This is a genomic window from Actinomycetota bacterium, assembly GCA_036280995.1.
GTDB lineage: Bacteria > Actinomycetota > CALGFH01 > CALGFH01 > CALGFH01 > CALGFH01.
In genome coordinates this window covers 1-3585 of the sequence record DASUPQ010000689.1, presented here as the reverse complement: position 1 = coordinate 3585, position 3585 = coordinate 1, and the positions used below count along the sequence as shown (strand labels likewise).

Annotated in this window: 5 protein-coding genes; 2 read left to right on the top strand and 3 right to left on the bottom strand. The window is 76.5% G+C overall.

From position 1 onward, the window contains the following. Nucleotides 1-375 (top strand): hypothetical protein (locus tag VF468_23330; GenBank protein HEX5881223.1); only part of this gene is annotated, 375 nt, incomplete at its 5' end. Between the two features lie 21 nt (nucleotides 376-396). Here the strand turns inward: VF468_23330 and VF468_23325 are convergent. After that, entirely contained in the window at nucleotides 397-1530 is a 1134-nt protein-coding gene (locus VF468_23325) for a CaiB/BaiF CoA-transferase family protein (protein HEX5881222.1), read from the bottom strand. 43 nt (nucleotides 1531-1573) lie between these two features. Between VF468_23325 and VF468_23320 the strand changes: the two genes are divergently transcribed. Continuing rightward, nucleotides 1574-2467, top strand: a complete 894-nt coding sequence (locus tag VF468_23320) for an SDR family NAD(P)-dependent oxidoreductase (protein HEX5881221.1) — start codon at nucleotides 1574-1576, stop codon at nucleotides 2465-2467. Here VF468_23320 and VF468_23315 read toward each other — a convergent pair. Both VF468_23315 and VF468_23310 read right to left on the bottom strand, forming a co-directional pair. Next, a complete protein-coding gene (locus VF468_23315; protein ID HEX5881220.1) occupies nucleotides 2407-2952 on the bottom strand; it encodes a GNAT family N-acetyltransferase in 546 nt (181 codons plus the stop codon). The genes VF468_23320 and VF468_23315 overlap by 61 nt on opposite strands. A gap of 41 nt (nucleotides 2953-2993) precedes the next feature. Further along, nucleotides 2994-3585, bottom strand: a 592-nt coding sequence (locus VF468_23310; GenBank protein HEX5881219.1) for an undecaprenyl-diphosphate phosphatase, incomplete at its 5' end; no start/stop codon positions are given.

Sequence of the window (3585 nt, the reverse complement as noted above, 5' to 3'; positions counted from 1 at the left end):
GTGCTCCCGCTCGCCGGAACCGGCTCGGTCACCGACGGCGACGACCTGCCGGCGGCCGGCGACTGCGGGGCCACCTCCTGGCGGTTCCTGGACGGCCGGGAGCTGCTGGCCCTCGGCTCGCGGGGCTGCGGCGGCGGGTCCTACGACAACCTCCTGGTCCGCTACGACCTGGAGACCCGGGCGGTGGAGGAGACCGTCCCGCTCGGCCTCCGGGTGGAGCCGTTCGCCCTGGACGTGGACCGGACGGGCCGCCACGTGCTCGTGGCCGTCGCCGGCAAGCCCGACGACCAGCGGCCGGCGACCGTCTACGTGGTCCGCGACGGCCGCCCCGAGAAGGTGCCGTTGGCCGGCGACTGCTGGCAGGCCGACTGGTAGGCCGGTGGCCGCGTGGCCCGGTCAGGGTCGCCGCGGGATCGCGCCGGCGGCGCGGAGGCGCTCGACCCGCTCCGGCGGCAGCCCCCATGCGGCCAGGACCTCGGCGTCGTCCCCGCCGGAGGCGGGTGGGGTGGGGATGGGGCAGGGGGTGCGGCTGAAGCGGGGGGCGGGGGCGGGCTGGGGGACGCCGCCGACGTCGACGAAGGTGGCGCGGGCCTGGTTGGGGGGGTGGGCGGGGGCCTCCAGGAGCGACAGCACCGGGGCGACGCAGGCGTCGGTGCCCTCCAGCAGGGCGCACCACTCGTCGCGGGTCCTGGTCCGGAACGTCGCCGCCAGCCGCTCCCGCAGGTCCGGCCAGCCGTCGCGGTCGAGCTGGGCGGGCAGGTCGTCGGCGGCCAGGCCGAGCCGGTCCAGCAGCTCGGCCCAGAACTGCGGCTCCAGGGCGCCAACGGCCAGGTGGCGGCCGTCGGCGGTCTCGTAGACGGCGTAGAAGGGGGCCGCCCCGTCGAGCAGGTTGGCGCCGCGCTGGTCGCTCCAGAGCCCGGCCGCCAGCAGCTCGTGGAGCTGGGTGGTGAGCAGGGCGGCCCCGTCGACCATGGCCGCGTCCACCACCTGCCCGCGCCCCGACCGGCCCGCCTCCAGCAGGGCCGCCACCACCCCGAGGGCGAGCAGCATGCCGCCGCCGCCGAAGTCGCCGAGCAGGTTGAGCGGCGGCACCGGCGGCCCGCCGGCCGGCCCCACCGGGTGCAGCGCCCCGGCCACGGCGATGTAGTCGATGTCGTGGCCGGCCGAGCGGGCCAGCGGGCCGTCCTGGCCCCAGCCGGTGACGCGCCCGTAGACCAGGCGCGGGTTGCGGTGAAGGCACGCCTCGGGCCCGATCCCGAGCCGCTCCGCCACCCCCGGCCGGAACCCCTCGACCAGGGCGTCGGCCCCGGCGACCAGGTCGAGCACCACCCCCGGGCCCTCGGGATGCTTGAGGTCGACGGCGACCCGGCGCCGTCCCCGGGCGAACAGCGCCGGCCAGCCGGGCCCACCCGCCGCCGGACGGTCCACGGCCAGCACCTCGGCGCCCAGGTCGGCCAGGAGCATGGCGCAGAACGGCCCCGGCCCGATCCCGGCCAGCTCGACGACCCGCACTCCCTCGAGGGGACCCATGCCCGTATCGTAGGGTCCGGTGGCGCGACACGGGAGGCGAGCGATGGCCGACATCCGTTTCGACGACAGGGTGGCGATCGTGACCGGGGCCGGCGGGGGCCTGGGCCGTGAGCACGCCCTGCTGCTGGCCTCGCGGGGCGCCAAGGTGGTCGTCAACGACCTCGGCGGCGCCACCGACGGGACCGGCGCGTCGGCCGGCCCGGCCGAGCAGACGGTCAAGGAGATCGAGGACCTGGGCGGGGAGGCCGTCGCCGACACCAGCACGGTGGCCACGGTCGAGGGCGGGCAGGCGATCGTCGACACCGCCCTCGACGCCTTCGGCCGGGTCGACATCGTCATCAGCAACGCCGGCATCCTGCGCGACAAGGCGTTCCACAACCTGACCCCGGAGCTGCTCGACCCCGTGCTCGACGTGCACCTCAAGGGGGCCTTCCACGTGCTCCGGCCGGCCTGGGTGAAGATGCGCGAGGCCGGCTACGGCCGCGTCCTGGTCACCGCCTCCAACTCGGGCATCCTCGGCAACTTCGGCCAGAGCAACTACGGCGCGGCCAAGATGGGCCTGGTCGGCCTGGCCCGGGTGCTCGCCCAGGAGGGCGCCCGCCACAACATCAGGGCCAACGTGCTCGCCCCGATCGCCCGCACCCGCCTGACCGAGGAGCTGCTGGGCCCGCTCGCCCCCAAGCTCGACCCGGGCCTGGTCGCGCCCGTGGCCGCCTGGCTGGTCTCCGAGGACTGCCCGGTGACGGGCGAGATCTACTCGGCCGGGGGCGGGCGGGTCGCCCGCTTCTTCGTCGGCCTCACCCCTGGCTACGCCAACCCGGCCCTCACCCTGGAGGACGTGCGCGACCACTTCGCCGAGATCCGCGACGAGACCGGCTACTCGGTGCCGGGCGGCGTCGCCGACGAGCTCTCCTCGCTGGTCGAGCGCCTCCGGTAGCGCACCTCGGGAACGACGACGCCGAGCACCTCCATGGTCCGCTCGCTGCCGTCGGCGACCCAGCCGGCGATCTCGTAGAAGCGGCGGGCGCGGGCATTGGCGGGCAGGACCCACAGCACCGTCTCGTCATTGCCCAGCCTGGCCAGCTTGGCCTGGGCGGCCAGGAGCAGGGCCCGGCCGGCGCCCGTCCCCCAGTGGGCGGGGTCGACGTTGATGGCGTACAGCTCGCCCGCGTCCGCAGGGTCCTCGGCCGGGCCGACGTTGGCGAACCCGGTCACCTCGCCGGCCTGCTCGGCCACCAGGACGGCGCCCCGGTCCCGCTCCAAGCGCAGCACGCGCTCCCAGCCGGCGGCGCGCTCGGAGGCGCGGAGGCCGTCGAGGTAGTCGCCGGGCATGTGGCCGCGGTAGGCGGCCTGCCAGGCGCGGACGTGCAGCCGGCCCATGGCCGGCGCGTCCGCGACCGTGGCCGGTCGGACCATGACCATGGCCAAGAGCCTACCCGGGCCTCCCGGTCCGGTCGCCGGATTTACGACCGGACGGTGGCCAGCAGCAGCACGAACAGCCCGCCGGCGATCAGCCGGTACCAGATGAACGGCCACAGGGTCCGGGTCCGCAGCAGGCGGAGCAGGAACGACACGGCCACGAACCCCGAGACGGCGGCGGCGACGGTGCCGGCGACCAGCTCGGCCGGGGTCTCGGTGGCGCCCGACAGCTCGTCCAGCTTGAGGATGCCGGCGCCGAGGATGGCCGGGATCGACAGCAGGAACGAGAAGCGGGCCGCCGTGCCCCTGGACACGCCCTGGAACAGCCCGGCCGAGATCGTCACCCCGGAGCGGCTGGTCCCGGGGACCAGGGCGAGGGCCTGGGCCAGGCCGATGCCGGCCGCCTTGGCCACCGGCAGCCGCTTCAGCTCCTCCTCGGCGTCCTCGGGCGCCGGGGCGGGCGCCGCCCCGGCCCGCCCGAACCGCTCGGCCCGGGTCCCCGGGCTCGCCGCCGGGACCGGCGCCTCCCGCCGGCTGCGGGCCCGGTCGTACAGCTCGGCCGCGATCATGATCACGGTGGTGAGCACCAGCCACACCGACGCCCGCAGCGGCCGGGCCGTCTGCTCGTCGGCCCAG

Bases quoted from the DNA above. Each gene is read 5' to 3' on its own strand.
- VF468_23325 (HEX5881222.1), bottom strand. From the start codon at position 1,530: ATGGGTCCCCTCGAGGGAGTGCGGGTCGTCGAGCTGGCCGGGATCGGG.
- VF468_23320 (HEX5881221.1), top strand. From the start codon at position 1,574: ATGGCCGACATCCGTTTCGACGACAGGGTGGCGATCGTGACCGGGGCC.
- VF468_23315 (HEX5881220.1), bottom strand. From the start codon at position 2,952: ATGGTCATGGTCCGACCGGCCACGGTCGCGGACGCGCCGGCCATGGGC.